Source organism: Candidatus Pantoea bituminis, assembly GCF_018842675.1.
In the GTDB taxonomy this organism is placed as follows: Bacteria; Pseudomonadota; Gammaproteobacteria; order Enterobacterales; family Enterobacteriaceae; genus Pantoea; species Pantoea phytostimulans.
Window position 1 is genome coordinate 209,691 of record NZ_JAGTWO010000004.1, and the last position, 18,491, is coordinate 228,181.

Annotated in this window: 14 protein-coding genes and 4 pseudogenes; 10 read left to right on the forward strand and 8 right to left on the reverse strand. The window is 52.1% G+C overall.

Annotated elements, in window-relative coordinates:
- The first annotated feature begins 8 nt into the window (after positions 1 to 8).
- From rpe to trpS, 3 genes and pseudogenes are all read left to right on the forward strand, one after another.
- Positions 9 to 691, forward strand: a pseudogene (gene rpe, locus KQP84_RS04585) (ribulose-phosphate 3-epimerase).
- Positions 675 to 1,352 (forward strand): phosphoglycolate phosphatase, encoded by a 678-nt coding sequence (locus tag KQP84_RS04590; RefSeq protein WP_215845393.1) that lies wholly within the window; start codon positions 675 to 677, stop codon positions 1,350 to 1,352. Before rpe ends, KQP84_RS04590 begins: the two are co-directional and overlap by 17 nt.
- A 16-nt stretch (positions 1,353 to 1,368) precedes the next feature.
- Positions 1,369 to 2,373 carry a tryptophan--tRNA ligase gene (gene trpS, locus KQP84_RS04595; RefSeq protein WP_215845394.1) on the forward strand — a complete coding sequence of 335 codons (1,005 nt, stop codon included), beginning with the start codon at positions 1,369 to 1,371 and terminating at the stop codon, positions 2,371 to 2,373.
- A gap of 143 nt (positions 2,374 to 2,516) precedes the next feature.
- On the opposite strand, the gene cysG is transcribed toward trpS, so the two are convergent.
- The 4 genes and pseudogenes from cysG to nirB all read right to left on the reverse strand — a co-directional run bounded on the left by cysG (position 2,517) and on the right by nirB (position 7,617).
- On the reverse strand, positions 2,517 to 3,992 hold the full coding sequence (gene cysG / locus KQP84_RS04600) for a siroheme synthase CysG (protein ID WP_215845395.1): 1,476 nt from the start codon (positions 3,990 to 3,992) through the stop codon (positions 2,517 to 2,519).
- On the reverse strand, positions 3,928 to 4,731 hold the full coding sequence (nirC, locus tag KQP84_RS04605; RefSeq protein ID WP_215845396.1) for a nitrite transporter NirC: 804 nt from the start codon (positions 4,729 to 4,731) through the stop codon (positions 3,928 to 3,930). The genes cysG and nirC overlap by 65 nt, the downstream gene beginning before the upstream one ends.
- Before the next feature lie 23 nt (positions 4,732 to 4,754).
- Positions 4,755 to 5,081 (reverse strand): nitrite reductase small subunit NirD, encoded by a 327-nt coding sequence (nirD, locus tag KQP84_RS04610; protein WP_215845397.1) that lies wholly within the window; start codon positions 5,079 to 5,081, stop codon positions 4,755 to 4,757.
- Positions 5,078 to 7,617: pseudogene (gene nirB / locus KQP84_RS04615) on the reverse strand (nitrite reductase large subunit NirB). Before nirB ends, nirD begins: the two are co-directional and overlap by 4 nt.
- 231 nt (positions 7,618 to 7,848) lie before the next feature.
- Here nirB and KQP84_RS04620 point away from each other — a divergent pair.
- Positions 7,849 to 9,131, forward strand: a pseudogene (locus KQP84_RS04620) (cytosine deaminase).
- Positions 9,132 to 9,168: 37 nt separating this feature from the next.
- On the opposite strand, the gene tsgA reads toward KQP84_RS04620, so the two are convergent.
- Positions 9,169 to 10,347, reverse strand: a complete 1,179-nt coding sequence (gene tsgA / locus KQP84_RS04625; protein ID WP_215845398.1) for an MFS transporter TsgA — start codon at positions 10,345 to 10,347, stop codon at positions 9,169 to 9,171.
- A gap of 261 nt (positions 10,348 to 10,608) precedes the next feature.
- Here tsgA and ppiA point away from each other — a divergent pair, with 261 nt between their 5' ends.
- From ppiA to argD, 5 genes and pseudogenes are all read left to right on the forward strand, one after another.
- Positions 10,609 to 11,181 carry a peptidylprolyl isomerase A gene (gene ppiA, locus KQP84_RS04630; RefSeq protein ID WP_215845399.1) on the forward strand — a complete coding sequence of 191 codons (573 nt, stop codon included), beginning with the start codon at positions 10,609 to 10,611 and terminating at the stop codon, positions 11,179 to 11,181.
- A 98-nt stretch (positions 11,182 to 11,279) separates the two neighbouring features.
- Positions 11,280 to 11,450, forward strand: coding sequence for a FicA/YhfG family antitoxin (ficA, locus tag KQP84_RS04635; protein WP_215845400.1), 171 nt, complete (start codon positions 11,280 to 11,282; stop codon positions 11,448 to 11,450).
- A complete protein-coding gene (locus tag KQP84_RS04640) occupies positions 11,440 to 12,033 on the forward strand; it encodes a putative adenosine monophosphate-protein transferase Fic (RefSeq protein ID WP_215845401.1) in 594 nt (197 codons plus the stop codon). The genes ficA and KQP84_RS04640 overlap by 11 nt, the downstream gene beginning before the upstream one ends.
- A 42-nt stretch (positions 12,034 to 12,075) precedes the next feature.
- Complete coding sequence (locus KQP84_RS04645; RefSeq protein ID WP_215845402.1) at positions 12,076 to 12,651, forward strand: aminodeoxychorismate synthase component II; 576 nt, start codon at positions 12,076 to 12,078, stop codon at positions 12,649 to 12,651.
- A gap of 88 nt (positions 12,652 to 12,739) precedes the next feature.
- Positions 12,740 to 13,959: pseudogene (gene argD / locus KQP84_RS04650) on the forward strand (bifunctional acetylornithine/succinyldiaminopimelate transaminase).
- Positions 13,960 to 13,974: 15 nt separating this feature from the next.
- On the opposite strand, the gene KQP84_RS04655 reads toward argD, so the two are convergent.
- Together KQP84_RS04655 and crp are read right to left on the reverse strand one after the other, a co-directional pair.
- On the reverse strand, positions 13,975 to 16,050 hold the full coding sequence (locus KQP84_RS04655; protein ID WP_215845403.1) for a YccS/YhfK family putative transporter: 2,076 nt from the start codon (positions 16,048 to 16,050) through the stop codon (positions 13,975 to 13,977).
- A gap of 57 nt (positions 16,051 to 16,107) precedes the next feature.
- A complete protein-coding gene (crp, locus tag KQP84_RS04660) occupies positions 16,108 to 16,740 on the reverse strand; it encodes a cAMP-activated global transcriptional regulator CRP (RefSeq protein ID WP_000242758.1) in 633 nt (210 codons plus the stop codon).
- Between the two features lie 302 nt (positions 16,741 to 17,042).
- On the opposite strand from crp, the gene KQP84_RS04665 reads away from it, so the two are divergent.
- On the forward strand, positions 17,043 to 17,447 hold the full coding sequence (locus KQP84_RS04665; protein WP_215845404.1) for an OsmC family protein: 405 nt from the start codon (positions 17,043 to 17,045) through the stop codon (positions 17,445 to 17,447).
- A gap of 154 nt (positions 17,448 to 17,601) precedes the next feature.
- Here the strand turns inward: KQP84_RS04665 and KQP84_RS04670 are convergent, their stop codons facing one another.
- Positions 17,602 to 18,471 carry a phosphoribulokinase gene (locus KQP84_RS04670; RefSeq protein WP_215845405.1) on the reverse strand — a complete coding sequence of 290 codons (870 nt, stop codon included), beginning with the start codon at positions 18,469 to 18,471 and terminating at the stop codon, positions 17,602 to 17,604.
- Between the last annotated feature and the right edge of the window lie 20 nt (positions 18,472 to 18,491).

Consider the following 18,491-nt stretch of genomic DNA (forward strand, 5'->3'; position numbering starts at 1 on the left):
AGAATCGGATGAAACAATATTTGCTGGCCCCTTCAATCCTTTCGGCGGATTTTGCCCGTCTGGGTGAAGATACCGCAAAAGCCCTGGCGGCTGGCGGCGACGTGGTTCACTTCGACGTCATGGATAACCATTACGTTCCCAATCTGACCATGGGGCCGATGGTGCTAAAAGCGCTGCGCGACTATGGCATCACCGCACCTATCGATGTGCATCTGATGGTGAAACCGGTCGATTCTCTGATCCCTGACTTTGCCAAAGCCGGCGCTACCTACATCACATTTCATCCGGAAGCCAGCGAGCACGTTGACCGTACGCTACAGATAATCAAAGAACATGGCTGTAAAGCGGGTCTGGTGTTTAATCCGGCAACGCCACTTAGCTATCTCGATTATGTAATGGATAAGCTAGACATCATTCTGTTGATGTCAGTGAATCCAGGCTTTGGTGGGCAATCCTTTATTCCTGGTACGCTAGACAAGCTGCGCGAAGCACGTAAACGCATCGACCAGAGCGGCTACAACATCCGCCTGGAAGTTGATGGTGGCGTAAAGATTGATAACATTGGACAAATCGCTGCGGCGGGTGCCGACATGTTTGTCGCGGGTTCTGCCATTTTTGGTCATCCCGATTACAAAAAGTGATTGATGACATGCGCAATGAACTGGAGAAAGCCAATGGCTCATTTCACTGATATTCGTGCGCTGGCCTTTGATCTTGACGGCACTCTGGTGCACAGCGCGCCTGGTCTGGCGGATGCCATCGATCTTGCGCTGGCCGATTTAAAATTGCCTGCCGCAGGTATTGAGCGCGTATCAACCTGGATTGGTAATGGGGCCGACGTGATGATGTCGCGCGCGCTGACCTATGCGTTGGGCCGCGAGCCGCAACCCGATGAACAACGTGATGCGCGTGCGCTGTTTGACAAGCATTATGCTGACACGGTGGAAGCGGGCAGTACGCTGTTTCCACAAGTAAAAGCGACCCTGGAAGCGCTGCAAGCCAAAGGGATTCCGATGGCAATCGTGACTAACAAGCCAACGCCTTTTGTTGCGCCTTTGCTGGCATCCCTGGGTATTGCCGATGCGTTTCCGCTGGTGATTGGCGGTGATGATGTGATTGTGAAAAAACCGCATCCCGCAGCCATTTTCCTGGTGCTGGGCAAATTCGGTGTACTTCCCGGACAATTGCTGTTTGTCGGCGATTCTCGCAATGATATTCTCGCTGCCCAGGCGGCTGGCGTACCGAATATCGGCATGACGTTTGGCTACAACTATGGTGAACCCATTGCCACTAGCCAGCCCGATTTAACACTCGACTCTTTCGAAGAACTTTTGCCCGCTATCGGGCTGTAATTATCAGGACATAAGCATGAGCAAACCCATTGTTTTCAGCGGCGCACAGCCGTCCGGCGAACTGACCATTGGCAACTATATGGGTGCGCTGCGTCAGTGGGTGCAGATGCAGGATGATTTCCACTGCATTTACTGCATCGTCGATCTGCACGCCATCACCGTTCGTCAGGATCCTACAGCGCTGCGTAAAGCCACGCTGGATACGCTGGCGCTTTATCTCGCCTGCGGTATTGATCCTGAGAAAAGCACCATTTTTGTTCAGTCGCATGTGCCAGAACACACTCAGCTGAGCTGGATCCTGAACTGCTATGCCTACTTCGGCGAACTCAGCCGTATGACGCAGTTCAAAGATAAATCGGCGCGCTACGAAGAAAACATCAATGCGGGCTTGTTCGATTATCCGGTGTTGATGGCAGCAGACATTCTGCTTTATCAAACTAATCAGGTGCCAGTAGGCGAAGATCAGAAACAGCATCTTGAGCTGAGCCGCGACATCGCGAGCCGCTTTAACGCGCTGTATGGTGATATCTTCAAAGTGCCTGAGCCGTTTATTCCAAAATCGGGCGCGCGCGTTATGTCGCTGCTTGAGCCGACCAAGAAAATGTCCAAGTCTGACGAAAACCGTAACAACGTTATCGGTCTGCTGGAAGATCCTAAGTCGGTGGTGAAAAAGATCAAACGTGCAATGACCGACTCAGCAGAACCGCCAGTGGTGCGTTATGACATTAAAGAGAAAGCGGGCGTTTCTAACCTGCTGGATATCTTGTCCGGCGTCACCGGCAAAACCATCGCCGAGCTGGAACAAGAGTTCGAAGGCAAAATGTATGGCCATCTGAAAGGCGCGGTTGCTGATGCGGTTTCTGGCATGCTTACAGAGTTGCAGGAGCGTTATAACCATTTCCGTAATGATGAAGCGCTGCTTGAACAGATCATGCGTGATGGCGCGAGCAAAGCGCGCGCGCAGGCACAAGAGACATTGAAAAAGGTGTATCAGGCTGTGGGGTTTGTTGCGCAGCCATAAGCGTTCATCGGTAAAAACAGAAACGGCGGGCTGAAATAGCCCGCCGTTTTTATTTATTCCGATTTTATTCGATACAGCGAAAACTCAGCACTCTGCCAGAACAGGCGCGCATCATCCTCTTTCTTTACAGCATTTTGTCGTGCTTAAAACCAACGCAATGTTTCGCGTAAACTCACTACGCTGCCCACAATAATCAGGCTCGGGCTGATCACCTGCTGCGACAGTTCACCCAACTGTGCCAGCGTGCCGGTCACAACGCGTTGGCGAGCACTGGTGCCGTTTTCCACCAAGGCAACAGGCATATCGGCGCGCATTCCGTGCGTTAACAATTGCCGCTGAATTTCCGGGGCTTGCACCAGCCCCATGTAAAACACCAGCGTCTGTTGCTCGGCAGCCAGTTTTTGCCAGCCGAGTTTGCCCTCTTTTTGTAGATGTCCAGTGACCAGCCGTACGCTTTGCGCATGATCGCGATGGGTAAGTGGAATGCCGCTATACGCTGCGCAGCCTGACGCAGCCGTGATACCAGGCACCACGCTAAACGGGATCTTATGTTGCGCCAGTACTTCCAACTCTTCACCGCCTCGACCAAAGATAAACGGATCGCCGCCTTTTAATCGCACCACGCGTTTACCGCGCTGCGCCTGCTCCAACAGCAGCTGATTGATCTGATCCTGTGGAACGCAGTGATATCCGGCGCGCTTACCCACGAATACCCGCTCAGCGTCACGGCGTACCAGATTGAGAATGTCGTCTGATACCAGCCGATCATAAACAATGACATCGGCCTGCTGAATCTGTTGCAAACCTTTCAGCGTTAACAATCCCGCATCGCCCGGTCCGGCACCGACCAAAGCGACTTCACCTAGCGCTTCGGGCGCGGCATTGAATAACGTTTCCGTTATTTGTTGAGCGCGCGGGTTGTCGCCATTCGCCAGGGTTTGCGCCAGACGATCGCTATTGAAAAAGCGCTCCCAAAAATGGCGGCGCTGACCCATTGAATGAAATTCTGTTTTTACTCGAACGCGTAGTTTACCGGCGAACTGCGCAAGTTGACCAAGGTGCTGAGGCAGCATCGCTTCGAGTTTTTCGCGCAACAAGCGAGCCAACACCGGGGCAGATCCACCCGACGACACCGCAACCATCAGCGGTGAGCGATCAATAATTGATGGCATGATGGCGCTGGCCTGTTCGGGGGCATCGACCAGATTGCAGAAAATTTGTTGGGCTTCAGCGGTATCTGCCACCTGCTGATTGATGTTGTTGTCATTAGTCGCTGCGACAACCAGCCAGCAATTTTTTAACCAGCGGGGATCAAAATGGCCATCCAGTAAAGTCAGCTCTCCCTGTTGCGCCCAATGTTGGAAAGCCGGAGAGAAATCCAGCGCGCCGACATACAGGTCTGCGCCCGCTGCCAGCAGCAAACGCGCTTTGCGTTCTGCGACATCACCGCCGCCCACCAGTAAACAACGTTTACCTTGTAGACGACAAAACAGGGGAAATACTCCATGAAAACTCCTGAAAAAAGCCCGCGTTAAGCGGGCTGAAATAGGGGGATTAAGCTGTTTTAACCGATCCGACTGAAAGATCAGGTTGTGGGCGCTGTGCACGCGGTGTGGCATACCAGTAACCGAGCCCCATAAACACCATGCCGGAAAGCATGTTACCCAACGTCACCCAAAGCAGATTGTGGCCGATGCCGCCCAATGTCAGGCTCTCATTATGCTGACCGAACCAGGAGAGTGCAAAAACCGTCATGTTAGCCACGGAGTGCTCGAAACCGGAAGCAATAAACGCCAGCAGGCACCACCAAATCGCAATCATTTTCGCTGCGCCTTCAGTACGCAATGCCATCCAAATCGCCAGGCAAACTAACCAGTTACAGAGTGCGCCTTTGAAGAACAGGGCCATGGCGGGTTGGGCAGTTTTCGCCAGTGCAGCCGCGTGGATAAGCGAATTAGCATTAGGCAGCAGCGGGCCAGCGGCAAAGTAGTAAATCAGGGCAACCGCAACGGAGCCGACTAAATTACCCAACCAGGTTTGCGGCAAAACACACCACAACTGGCCTTGCGAGATGCTGCCTGCTTTAACACCGATCGTCAGGAACATCGTATGGCCGGTGAAAAGTTCCGAACCCGCAACGATCACCAGCGTCAGCGCGATGCCAAAAGTGGCGCCCATCACCAACGGCCGCAGGGCAGGATCGACAAGATTACCCAGCGTGAAGATAAAAATGATCGCTAAACCGACGTAAGCACCCGCCATCGCCGAGCTAATCCAGAAAGCCAGCGGGCTCTCCTGCGCAGTACGGACAATACGCGCCGCGTTGGCCGCGCTTTTATTCAGTGTGTCAGTAAACATGGTGTTGTCTCATAAAGTGAAATTCAGGCGCAAACTTCGACCTGGCCCGCGCTAACGCGCACCGGATACGCAGCGACCGAGCGTGCTTCATCTTCCATACAGTGGCCATCATAGAGGCGAAATCGCTGCTTTTTTAGCGGACTCGCCACCCACAATGCATCCTGATGCTCGGCGATAATGCCGCGCGACAGCACGCTGGCATCGGCAAAAGGATCGATATTGCTGATGGCAAACAGCTGCTCATCATCACGTGGACGGAAAATGGCAATCTGCTGACCATTGACCAACGCACAGACGCCGGTCGCGGGTAAGATTTGTGTCAACTGACACACGACAGTCCACTGGTTCATGCTTCACTCTCCTCAATTAGCGTGACGGCAATACGTTCAGATGGGCGCGCCGGGCGATGTTGATCGCGTTCAGTCACGATTTGTACATTGGGATCGCGTTGCGGCGAATTGATAAAGTGGGCGAAGCGCGCCTGGCTTTGTTGATCCTGTAGCGTGGCGGTCCATTCACAACTCACGCTGCCGCGCAGGCGATTCAATTCACTTTCCAGCTGCGCATTGATGCCTAATTTGTCGTCAACGATCACGCTGCGCAGATACTCAACGCCGCCTTCCAGACTCTCTAGCCACAACGACGTGCGTTGAAGGCGATCGCCGGTACGGATGTAAAACATCATGAAACGATCGAGGTAGGTCACTAAGGTGGCTTGATCGAGATCGGCTGCCAGCAGATCTGCATGGCGGGGTTTCATGCCGCCATTGCCGCAGATATAGAGATTCCAGCCTTTCTCAGTCGCAATCACGCCGACATCTTTGCCTTGAGCTTCAGCACATTCACGGGTACAACCCGACACGCCAAATTTCATTTTGTGAGGCGTACGAATACCTTTGTAACGATTTTCCAGCATCACGCCAAAGCCCAAGCTGTCGCCGACGCCAAAGCGGCACCAGGTGCTGCCAATGCAGGTTTTCGCCATGCGCAATGCTTTCGCATAGGCGTGACCGGTTTCAAAGCCCGCAGCAACCAGCTTGGACCAAATCGCTGGAAGATCATCTTTCTGGGCACCAAACAGGCCAATACGTTGTGAACCGGTGATTTTGGTGTAGAGGTTGTACTGCTGTGCGACTTCGCCAATCACTTGCAGACCTTGCGGGGTGATTTCGCCGCCCGGTGAACGCGGGATCACTGAATAAGTGCCGTCTTTCTGAATATTGCCAAGGAAAACATCATTGCTGTCCTGCAACGGCGTATGTTGCGGTTTCAGGACATAATCATTCCAGCAAGAAGCCAGCAGCGATCCCACCGTGGGTTTACACACTTCGCAGCCGTAACCCTGACCATATTTAGCCAACAGCGCATCAAAGCTTTTAATTTCGTCTACCCGAATCAGGTGATACAACTCCTGGCGCGAATAAGGGAAGTGGGCGCAAAGATGATTATTCACTTCAATGCCCTGACGGCTAAGCTCGCTGTTAAGCACCTGCGTAATCAGCGGTATGCAGCCGCCACATCCGGTGCCGGCACGGGTTTCCCCTTTAACGCCGCCACGGTGTGACATCCGCCTTTTACTGCTGTGATGATGTCGCCTTTAGTGACGTCAAAACAGGAACAAATCTGCGCGCTGTCAGGCAGCGCATCCACGCCAATTGACGGCTTTTCGCCGCTGCCGGTCGGAAGAATCAACGCTTCAGGATTGCCAGGTAAAGGAATCGCATTCAGGACCAGTTGCAGTAGATTGCCATAATCGCTGGTATCACCGACCAGCACTGCGCCAAGCAGCGTTTTCTGATCTTCGCTGAGGATCAGGCGCTTGTAGATAGATTTGCTTTCATCCAGCCAGACAACACTTTTCGCGCCCGGCGTGTTGCCACGAGCATCGCCAATGCCGCCGACATCTACGCCCAGCAGTTTTAATTTGGCGCTCATGTCCGCGCCAGAAAAAGCGTTATCACGGCCCAATAGCGTATCGCAGGCGACCTGGGCCATTTTATAGCCCGGCGCAACCAGGCCAAATACACGATCTTGCCAGGCGGCGCATTCACCGATGGCGTAAATGGTGGGATCGCTGGTTTGGCAGCGGTTATTAATGGCAATGCCACCGCGCGTACCGATTGAAAGTCCGCACTGCTTCGCCAGTTTGTCCTGCGGACGAATACCGGTTGAGAAGACAATAAAATCGACCTGCAACTCGCTGCCATCCGCAAACTGCAGCGTTTTGCCGCCTTTGTCATGATGAAGAATCTGTTGGGTATTTTTGCCGGTATGTACCTGCACGCCCATCTCTTCAATCTTGCGACGCAGCTGTTCGCCGCCCTGTTTGTCGAGCTGTTCCGCCATTAAGACGGGCGCAAACTCAATAACGTGCGTCTCGATACCCAGATTTTTCAGCGCACCTGCGGCTTCTAAACCCAGTAATCCACCGCCAATCACCGCGCCACGTTTGCTGCGACGTGAACAGGCTTCGATAGCGTTGAGATCTTCAATCGTGCGATAAACAAAGCAGTTGCTGCCCTCGGCCCCTTTGATGGGCGGAATCCAGGGATAAGAACCGGTGGCAAAAATCAGCGTATCGTAATGAACGGCGCGACCGGTGTTGGAGTGAATCAGCTTCTCTTCCCGGTTGAGGGTAATGGCGCGTTCACCAAGCAGCAGCTTGACCTGATGTTTTTCGTAAAAGCCTTCGCGAACCAGGGAAAGTTCTTCGGCGGTGTGGTGGGAGAAGTATGCAGAAAGGTGAACGCGATCATAGGCGACGCGGGGTTCTTCACAAAAAACGGTCAACGAAAACTGGCCAGGATCAGCTTTGTCGATCAGCTCTTCTATGAAGCGGTGGCCGACCATGCCGTTACCAATAATGACGACATTGTGCTTGCTCATTGTTGCCTCAAATTTGCGATATCTGCGGCTACAATAGCGCGACGTTTTTAGCCCTTATTGATGTATATCAATAAGGGCTTTATATACCTATTTAGAGTTATATGGCTGATTTTGAAAGAGTTTATCTAACCCGCTTATATTGCTGAAAAAAGCGTTATCTGGCTCGCTCTCATCATGAAGCTGAATCGTGCTAGCTTTAAGCGAATACGTCTGAATGGAGAACGCATCGCTATGACCAAACCGTCCCTGAAGTCGATTATCAATTTGCGCCTGCCCGGGCGTGATGGAGAGTGGCAGATCGATATTGCTGAAGGCAAGATCGCCGCTATTCATCAGCAGTCGCAGCACACCGAGCAGATGAATGCGGTGCTGGATGCAGAAGGCGGATTAGCCAGTGCGCCATTTATTGAGCCGCATATTCACCTCGATACCACGCAAACGGCGGGCGAACCGGCGTGGAATCAATCCGGCACGCTGTTTGAAGGCATTGAGCGCTGGGCTGAGCGCAAAGCGTTGCTCAGCCATGAAGATGTAAAGCAGCGCGCGATGCAAACGCTGAAGTGGCAAATCGCGAATGGCATTCAGTTTGTGCGTACCCACGTAGATGTTTCTGATCCCACCTTGACCGCGCTGAAAGCCATGCTGGCGTTGAAAGCGGACATGGCGCCGTGGATTGATATCCAGATTGTGGCGTTTCCACAGGAGGGATTCTCTCTTATCCCAATGGTGAAGCGTTGCTGGAAGAGGCGATGCGCATGGGCGCGGATGTGGTCGGCGCGATCCCCCATTATGAATTTACCCGCGAATATGGCGTGGAGTCGCTGCATAAGGCATTTGCCCTTGCTAATCGTTACGACAAGCTGGTGGATGTGCACTGCGATGAGATTGATGATGAGCAGTCGCGCTTTGTTGAAACCGTGGCGGCGCTGGCACATCGAGATGGCATGTGCGCGCGCGTAACCGCCAGTCATACCACGGCAATGCACTCTTATAACGGCGCTTATGCTTCACGCTTGTTTCGTTTGCTCAGCCTTTCAGGCATTAACTTTGTGGCAAATCCGCTGGTGAATATTCATCTGCAAGGACGCTTCGACACCTATCCCAAAAGACGCGGTATTACGCGGGTAAAAGAGCTGCTGGAAGCGGATATTAATGTCTGCTTTGGCCATGATGATGTGTTTGATCCCTGGTATCCGCTTGGCACCGCCAACATGCTGCAGGTGCTGCACATGGGTCTGCATGTTTGTCAGCTAATGGGATATGAACAGATTGATGCAGGACTGAAGCTGATTACTCACAACAGCGCAAAGACCATGAATCTCAGCGGTTACGGTCTTGAGGTCGGTAATGATGCCAACCTGATTATTCTACCGGCAGAGAACGGTTTTGATGCGGTAAGGCGGCAGGTTCCCGTACGCTATTCGATTCGTGGTGGCGCACTGATTGCGGCGACCCAACCGGCGCAGAGCGAGATTTATTTACGGGAAGCAGAGCGGGTAGATTTTAAACGCTGAACGAGGCAGGGCGGCGCCGTAACGCCGCCCTCGGGGATTAATGCGTAACGTGACCATGCTGGCGATGCTTGGTAACAAAACCCAGCAGCACACACATGACGAACACCACAGCATACAAGCCATTCGCGGTAGAGAGCGCAGTGTGTACGCCACTCTTTTCAACAATCGGACCGGTAACCACAAAGGTCAACATGGTGCCAACGGTGCCGCAGGTCAGGATAAAGTTCACCAGCTTCGGTGAAGCGACTTTGGTTTGCAGCGAACCCAGCGTGATGATGGTGGTGTAAATTGCGCTGGAGCTGAAGCCCAGAATCATGATGATCCAACTCAACATGCTGGCGTCGTTGCTGCTGACAAACCAGTACATCAATACCGTGGCGAGGCCCGCTAATACCATCAGAATGCGTTGCAGGTCGAAGAAACGCAGCAGGAAGCTGAACACCCACATGCCAACCATGTAGGCTGTCCAGAAGTTACCGACCAACTGACCTGCGCTGGCGATATCCATGCCCATGGTTTTGGTCGCGTATTCTGGCACCCAAGAGATAAAGCCAAGCTGGCCGAGGATGTAGCACAGCGCGGCAACGGAAAGCAGCAGCACGCCCACGCCCCATTTCTCTTTTTCTACGGTTGGGCTGTTTTCTGGTTTGCGCAGCACGGGGAATTCAATAAACATCGCCAGAACAAAAATAGCCACATAGATAACGCCGATGCAGACATAAACCCAGTACCATGGCAACTGACGCGCCAGCAGAATCCCTGCCAGCACCGGAAACAGCGTGCCTGCCATGCTGAAAAAGGAGTCGGTAAACAGCAGGCGTGAACCGCGTTGACGACCTTCGTACATATGGGTAATCAGGAAAGTACCAATCGACATGGTAATGCCGCTGACCACACCCAGCACGAACATGCATAGTGAGAAGATGCTGAGATCGCGGCTGGTCATCAGGCCAATGATGGCAAACACCATTAATATGAAGCCGAAAATCAACTGGCGCTTCAGCGGGATAATAACCATCAACCAGGCGTTAAGAAAAACTGCCGCCAGGATGCCGGTATTAAGGAAGGTAAACGTATTACTCATGCTAGAAATAGGGATCTGGAAATCTTTCGCAATATCACCCATTACCATGCCGGTGACGATCACCAGCGCGCCGGTAAGCGCATACGAAAAGAAGCTGATCCAGGTAAGGCCTAGTCGATTTCGGTTTGTCATGTTCTGAACCTGTTAAGAACCGGAAGGTCGGCAAAAGTGTCAGAAAGTGTAAACGCAACTGTGATCTTAATAAACAACCAGTGAAAATCATGATCCATATTTCATTGAATGTGTGATTTTAGTCACGTAAGACGTTGGGTTTAACGTTTGCGCTGTTTCGTTGAGCTCAGCGTAAATTAAGGTAAAACGCTGGCTCTTGTATTACATGCTCTTTACAATCAATCACGTTTTGAGCTCGCTCTCCAAGGTAAGGAATCTTTCATGTTTAAACGTACTTTGACAGCGGCAGTTGCCCTGTTAGCGCTCTCCTCAGTTTCCGCCTCGGCATTAGCCGCTAAAGGCGATACACACGTTCTGCTTACTACTTCTGCCGGCAATATCGAACTCGAACTGAACGACCAAAAAGCGCCGGTTTCAGTGAAAAACTTTGTCGATTATGTGAACAACGGTTTTTATAACAATACTATTTTCCACCGTGTGATCCCGAGCTTTATGGTTCAGGGTGGCGGCTTCACCACGGATATGCAGCAGAAACAGACCAATGCGCCAATCAAAAATGAAGCGGACAATGGCTTGCGTAACCTGCGTGGCACTATTTCAATGGCGCGTACGGCTGATAAAGACAGCGCCACCAGCCAGTTCTTCCTGAACGTGGCAGATAACGCCTTCCTCGATCACGGCCAGCGTGATTTTGGTTATGCGGTATTTGGTAAAATTGTGAAAGGCATTGAAGTGGCCGATAAAATTTCTCAGGTGCCAACGAAAGATGTAGGCCCATACCAGAATGTACCGTCAAAACCGGTAGTTATCATTTCCGCGAAAGTCCTGCCTTAACGCACTTATATCGCCATCTCCCGATGGCGAACCCTATCCGCCTCCGGCAAAGGAAAATTTTGCTCTTATACTTAGGGCAAATCCCAGCAGGAGGCGACATGGCACATAAACTCACAGACAAACAAAAATCTGCGCTCTGGCAACAGCGGCGTGCTGCCAGCTATCAGGCGAGCTGTCGGCTGGAAGGCTTCACGTTAAATGAGCTGGCTTTGAAAGGTGAAGATGCTCAGGCGCGACTAGAATCGTTGAGGAGGCAATATGGCCAATAATATTGCTGCCGCCCGCGATCCTTATCTGTGGCATAACGATGATGTGCTGAAAAATCGTCTTGATATTCACGATGCCGCTCAGCTACGCAAAGCGGAGTTAAGCTTCAGCGCAGCGCGGCTTGCTACGTTAGAGCTCAGCACCTATACGCTGGGTTTGCCCTATCTTTGTTATATTCACCGCACCCTCTTCCAGGATGTGTACAGCTGGGCAGGCGAGCTACGTACTATCGATATCTGGCGCGGCGATACGCCATTTTGCCATTTCGAATATATCGAAAAAGAGGGGAATACCCTCATGAGCGCATTGGAGGAGGAGAATGGTTTAGCCGATCTTTCCCCAGAAGCGTTTGTGCAGCGTATGGCGCATTATTATTGCGAGATCAATGTGCTGCATCCTTTCCGTGAGGGAAATGGCCGCGCGCAACGCATCTTCTTCGAACAGTTAGCGCTGCATGCAGGTTATTTGCTGGAGTGGGGAAAAATCGAGTCTGAAGCATGGAACGCTGCAAATCAGGCGGGTGCTTCCGGCGACCTCAAGCCGCTTGAGAAGGTCTTTACGAAAGTGGTGAGTGAGATAGCGTAACAGCTGTAGAATGGCGGCGCTTTTAACCACTCAGGATTGGTCATGCTGCTGCTCATCGACAACTACGACTCTTTCACCTGGAATCTCTACCAATACTTTTGCGAACTCGGCGCAGAAGTCAGCGTGGTGCGCAATGACGCCATCACGCTGGAAGAGATAGAGGCGCTGCCTTTGACGCATCTGGTGATTTCGCCCGGCCCTTGTACACCGGATGAATCGGGGATTTCGCTGGCGGCGATTCGCCATTTTGCCGGACGTATACCGATACTGGGCGTCTGTCTGGGTCATCAGGCTATCGCGCAAGCATATGGAGCCAAAGTGGTGCGCGCGCGTCAGGTGATGCACGGGAAAACCTCTGCCATTCAACACACCAGCTGCGGCGTGTTCCGCCATCTGAATAATCCCCTTACCGTAACGCGTTATCACTCTTTGATCGTCCAGCGTGATACGTTGCCAGACGAATTTGAGATTACCGCCTGGAGCCTGCGCGATGGGCAACCCGATGAAATTATGGGGTTCCGCCACAAAACCCTGGCACTGGAAGGCGTACAGTTCCATCCAGAAAGCATTCTTAGCGAACAAGGGCATCAACTGCTGCGCAATTTTCTTGATCAGTAAAACACTGTTTGCCTTTGAATGATTTTTTATGCATATTTTGTGATTATTATTTCACATTGGCTCAACAAACAATCAAATGAGGTCGTCAATGGCAGCGGAAAAAATTGCGGTAACGCGGGAAACGTTCGATAACGTTATTTTGCCTGTTTATGCACCAGCGCAGTTTGTGCCGGTGAAAGGCAAAGGCAGTCGCGTATGGGACCAGCAAGGCAAAGAGTATATCGACTTTTCAGGCGGCATCGCAGTGACCGCGTTGGGCCACTGCCATCCGGCGCTGGTAGAAACGCTGAAAAGCCAGGGTGAAACGCTGTGGCATACCAGCAATGTTTTTACTAACGAACCGGCGCTGCGTCTTGCCAGCAAGTTAATCAACGCCACCTTTGCTGACCGCGTTTTTTCGCCAACTCTGGCGCAGAAGCTAACGAAGCCGCCTTCAAGCTGGCGCGTTATTATGCCTATAAGCGTCATAGTCCTTTCAAAAGCAAAATCATCGCTTTCCACAATGCTTTTCATGGCCGTACGCTGTTTACCGTATCGGTTGGCGGGCAGCCGAAGTATTCCGATGGCTTTGGTCCAAAACCGGCGGATATTGTGCATGTGCCTTTCAACGATTTGGACGCTGTCAAAGCGGTGATTGACGATCACACCTGCGCCATCGTGGTTGAGCCGATCCAGGGTGAGGGCGGCGTGATGCCCGCCACGCCGGAATTTATGCAAGGCCTACGCGCATTGTGCGATCAACATCAGGCGCTGCTGGTGTTGGACGAAGTACAAAGCGGTATGGGCCGCAGCGGCAAGCTATTTGCCTATGAACATTATGGCGTGACGCCAGATATTCTGACCTCGGCCAAAGCGCTGGGCGGCGGTTTTCCGGTAAGCGCGATGCTGACCACCAATGAAATCGCGTCGACCATGGCACCGGGCGTGCACGGCACCACTTACGGCGGTAATCCGCTGGCGTGCGCCATTGCCGAAACCGCGCTGGACATCATCAACACGCCGGAAGTCCTGGACGGGGTTGAAACGCGCCGTCAGCAATATGTTGAAGCGCTGAAGGCTATTGATGCGAAGCACGATCTGTTCTCAGATATTCGCGGTAAAGGTTTGCTGATTGGTGCGGCGCTGAAACCGCAGCACGCAGGCAAAGCGCGAGACATCCTGAATGCTGCTGCGGCAGAAGGTTTGATGATTTTGGTGGCTGGCACCGACGTGATTCGTTTTGCGCCATCGCTGGTGATCGAGCCCGCCGATATTGAAGAAGGCATGATGCGTTTCGCCAAAGCGGTAGAAAAGGTACTTAACGCGTAACGCCTTTTCCGTGAATTAGCTTTTCCGCAAATGCCTCACCAGCCAGCGACCGTGTTGCGGGCGCTGGCTCCAGGCCAGGGACGAGATGGTATGCATCACGCTCAGATGGGCCTGAATGCGTTTAACATGCTGCTCTAACACCGTAATCGGGCCTTCGTTGATGTTCTCTGCGGCTTCCAGCACGTTGGTCTGAGAACTGTTCCCGTCATACTCCAGCCGCTGCTGACAACGCTGCAAGGCAATTTCACACGACTGCAAATAGCTCTCCGCCAGTGAAGGGGGCAACATGGTATGTTCACGCGCCAGAATGGTCATGGCGTTAATGTGTTCAACGATGAACTGACTGTGTGTCACCCACATGCGCATATCTTTTAAATATTGCGAATTAAAACCCGGCTCCTGCATCGCCTGATTGAGCGAGTTGAACAAGGCGTTATGTGCCTGATTAACCAGCACCCGCTGATAAGCCAGTTTTTCAGCCGATTGTTCAGGCCCCAGCAACATGCGCAGCGCATCCTGGTAAGTTTCCAGCGCATCATGCGCATTTTGACGCAATAAACCGCTCTGCCATTGTGGCCACAGCCACACCATACCGCCAAAGGCGATCAGGCAGCCCATTATGGTATCCATCAGGCGCGGCAGCAGAAATTGCGCGCCATTCAGTGACAGCAACTGCAACGAATAAACCGCTGTGACGGTAAAACCAATTGTTGCCCAGCCATAAAACTGGCGAGTGAAGACATAACTGATAAAAGTAATGGCCAGCATGATCAACAGCACCAGCGATTCCGGGACGGCGAAGCGCAGCGTGGCGGCCGCAATCACCAATCCAGCAAAAGTACCCAGCGCACGGTGCTGAATACGAACCCGCGTGGCGCTGTAACTGTTCTGGCTGACGAACATAATAGTCATCAAAATCCAGTAGGGTTTGGGGATATTGAAAAACATCGCCAACGCGCTGCCAAACATCAGCATCACAGAAAAACGTCCGGCGGTGCGCAGTGCGGCGGATCTGAATCTTAGATAGCTACGCAACGCAGACAGAAGTGGAAGGCGACGTTGACGATCGGCCATTAAGTCACGTTGATAGAGCGGCTTTTGCGTACGTAACACGCGGGCGATGCGGTTGAAATGGTAAAGGCAAAAATTGCCGACCGGGTTATCGGGATGCTGGCGCGTAATTTTTTCCAGTGCGCCCAGTTGCTTATCCATTGAGAAACGATCGGGAAGCTGGTGATAAAGGATGTTGTCAGCTAAGACGCGCAGCCGTGCAGAAATGGTTTTAGCGTTCCAGCGGATCACCGCTTCGGCATGGCTTTGCTCAACCAGCTTTTGCACTTCTTCCGGCTGATGCAGACTGACCGAAATATGCTCTTGTAAATCCAACGCAACCTGAAAAGCCCGCTTCAGGCGTTTATGGGTTTCATCACCGTTGGCAGACAGCATATGCATCTGCTGATAGCAGATATTAATCAAATCCACCGCTTTTTGCTGACGCGCCAGCAGAGGTGGCAGCGCCTTTTCAGGATCGGTGAGTTGTGTCAGCAGGGTGTATTTCGCGTCGCAATAATTTGCCAGCTCGCGATAGACCAGACTCAGGCTTTCACGCATTGGTTGCTCTTTCCACAACCAAAACCAGAACCAGTTAAACAGGCCATACCACAGCGTACCGCCAATGTAGAGCAGCGGCGGAACCCAGATAGGCATGTGACCCATCAGGCTTAAGGTGAAGATTGAGGCGATCAGCGCGCCGGGCAGTAAACGCCCGTGAAGTGGACTGATCTCACCCGTTACACCCAGCAAAAGCGGCACGACAAACAGAATCGCGGGCAGGGGAATGCCTTTCAGCGTAAGCCACTGAATAAGAAAGCTGCCAAGTGCAAACAGTCCGCCGCCAACAATCAGGCGTTTGAAGAAGCGTTTGTGGGGCGTGTCAAGGCCAGCAATATTGCAGCAAGCGGGAACCAGTGAGAACAGCAGACCTTTTTGCAGATCGCCAAACAGCCAGCCGAGCGCAACGGGCACGCAAAGGACCAGCGTTTGCCGCAGGGCATAATTGATCTCAGGATGATAAATGATTCGACGCCACATCAGCTCAGCGCAAATAATAACGGCGTGATGTTGCCATCACGCCGGGAGTGACAGGAATTAGCGGGTGCCGTAAACGACGATGGTTTTGCCGTGTGCTGAGATCAGGTTCTGATCCTCCAGCATCTTCAAAATACGGCCCACGGTTTCACGTGAACAACCAACAATTTGGCCAATTTCCTGACGAGTAATTTTAATTTGCATGCCGTCGGGATGCGTCATGGCGTCTGGCTGTTTGGCCAGATTAAGCAGTGTTTGTGCAATGCGTCCAGTCACGTCGAGGAAAGCGAGGTTACCCACTTTTTCTGACGTTACCTGTAAGCGACGCGCCATCTGCGACGACAGTCGCATCAAAATATCCGGGTTTACCTGAATCAACTGACGGAATTTCTTGTAAGAAATTTCCGCCACTTCGCACGCGGTTTTCGCACGTACCCAAGCGCTGCGTTCCTGACCTTCTTCAAACAGGCCAAGCTCGCCGATAAAATCGCCTTGATTCAGATAGGAGAGAATCATCTCTTTGCCTTCTTCATCTTTGATCAGAACCGCAACGGAACCTTTCACGATGTAGTAAAGCGTTTCAGCTTTTTCACCTTGGTGAATCAGCGTACTTTTGGATGGATATTTGTGAATATGGCAATGGGACAGGAACCATTCGAGTGTAGGGTCTGTTTGCGGTTTGCCGAGAACCATTCGCTATTATCCTCTGTTGTAATCGTGCCCAAAATACAGGGGACAGTTTCCCTGTCAGGCGATGAAAGCGTAAAGCATTTTCCATTTTGGAAATTATTCGGGCTGCATTTGGCGCAGTGCGCTTAATTCTTCCCGGCTCCGTCATCGAGTGACGAAAAATATTTTCAGCTCTGTTTGTAGCACAGCTTTTGCCGACTGTCTTGTGTTGTCTCGCTTCAGCAAAGTGCGGATTTCTCTGGATTGCTGTTTACCAGGTGAAAGCGTACTCTGGCGGCAAATCAGCATATTCTGGGAGCTAAATCATGCAGGCAAGAGTGAAATGGGTTGAAGGTCTAACGTTTCTTGGCGAATCCTCTTCTGGTCATCAGGTTTTGATGGACGGCAACGCCGGCGATAAAGCCCCTAGCCCAATGGAAATGGTGTTGATGGCAGCGGGCGGTTGCAGCGCGATTGATGTAGTCACCATTTTGCAGAAAGGCCGCAATGATGTAGTGGATTGCGAGGTGAAGCTGACGTCCGAACGTCGCGAAGAAGCGCCGCGTATTTTTACGCATATTAATTTGCACTTTATTGTCAGCGGCAAAGCGCTGGCTGACAAAGCGGTTGCACGTGCTGTCGATCTTTCGGCTGAGAAGTATTGCTCAGTCGCGATCATGTTGGGTAAAGGGGTAGAAATGACCCACAGCTATGAAGTGAAAGAACGGTAATTGCTGGAGGCCGACTCTCGGCCTCTCTATTCATCATTTTTCAAATTGCTGGTGCGTTGACTGCCCGCATTCACCGGTATCATCTACTTTAATCAGCTCATCAGGATTGATTCGTTGCCATCTCCCTGCGATTCGAATTATTTAGGGTAGATATTTATTCAATCCGCTTACCTTCCATTAATCGTTTTACCAATGGCCCCATAATCAATTCCATCGCTAATCCCATCTTGCCGCCCGGCACCACCAGCGTATTAATGTGCGAAATGAACGATCCCTGTAGCATCGCCAGCAGATAAGGAAAATCGATATCTTCCAACGCCTGAAAATGGATCACCACAAAGCTCTCATCCAGCGACGGAATGGTGCGTGCGGCAAACGGGTTTGACGTGTCTACGGTAGGAACGCGCTGGAAGTTGATATGCGTGCGGGAAAACTGTGGGGTAATGAAATTGATGTAATCCTCCATTGAACGCACCACTGAATCCATCACCGCTTCACGTGAATGCCCACGTTCGCTGGTATCACGCACCAGCTTCTGAATCCATTCCAGATTCACAATCGGCACTACGCCAACCAGTAAATCGACGTTTTCAGCCACATTGTGTTGCGCTGTCATCACGCCGCCGTGCAGGCCTTCGTAAAATAAAATATCCGTATTCGACGGCAGCGGCTGCCAGGGTGTAAACGTGCCGGGCACTTGATTCCACGGCACCGCTTCATCATAGGTATGCAGATATTTGCGCGACTCACCCTGACCACTTTTACCGTATTCGATAAAAGAGTGTTCTAGCAGGCCGAAGTCATTGGCTTCGGGACCGAAATAGCTGACATGACGTCCAAGATCGCGCGCTTTGCGGATCGCCATGTCCATTTCCGGGCGGGTAAAGCGGTGAAAACTGTCGCCTTCAAGCTCTGCCGCGTGCAGATCCAGCTGCTGAAAAATCTTACGAAAGGCGAGGCTGGTGGTGGTGGTTCCGGCTCCGCTGGAGCCGGTCACCGCGATAATTGGATGCCGAGCAGACATAAAAAACTCCCTGTGAGGTC